The sequence below is a fragment of the Streptococcus sp. HMSC068F04 genome (assembly GCF_001837455.1).
In the GTDB taxonomy this organism is placed as follows: domain Bacteria; phylum Bacillota; class Bacilli; order Lactobacillales; family Streptococcaceae; genus Streptococcus; species Streptococcus salivarius_D.
In genome coordinates this window covers 29996-30414 of sequence record NZ_KV832533.1, presented here as the reverse complement: position 1 = coordinate 30414, position 419 = coordinate 29996, and the positions used below count along the sequence as shown (strand labels likewise).

At 40.1% G+C, this 419-nt stretch carries 1 protein-coding gene; it reads right to left on the bottom strand.

The window, feature by feature from the left end:
- Window positions 1-419 (bottom strand): SspB-related isopeptide-forming adhesin (locus tag HMPREF2571_RS10920; RefSeq protein ID WP_256315272.1); only part of this gene is annotated, 419 nt, incomplete at both ends.

Here is a 419-nt window from a genome sequence, read left to right as displayed (position 1 = left end):
CCAAGTGACTTAGTGAAGCCAGCTTTAAGGGTTGCAGTGATCACACCGTTGTTAACTGTGATATCAAATTTGTCTGTGACTTCTGCACCTGTTACTGAATCGTAGGCTTTGATCTTAGTAGCATCAAGATTCAATTTAGTTTCATCGTAGTCATCTGAGATTCCTACTGATTGGATGTTGTCCTTGTTAGCTGCATCGAATTTAGTTGTATCCAACCATACTTGGTAAACCAATTTTTGACCACGTTTAACAGTCTTAGTATTCAAGTTTTCTGCTTCGTTGTTTGAGGCATCGTCCGCATATGGGTTCGCATTGGTATCTGCGTACTTGTCTGCCAACTCTTTATCATCATCAACGAGCTTGTCACCTGTGATATCGTATTTCTCTTCAGAAACAACGTATTTCTCTGGTTGGAACTT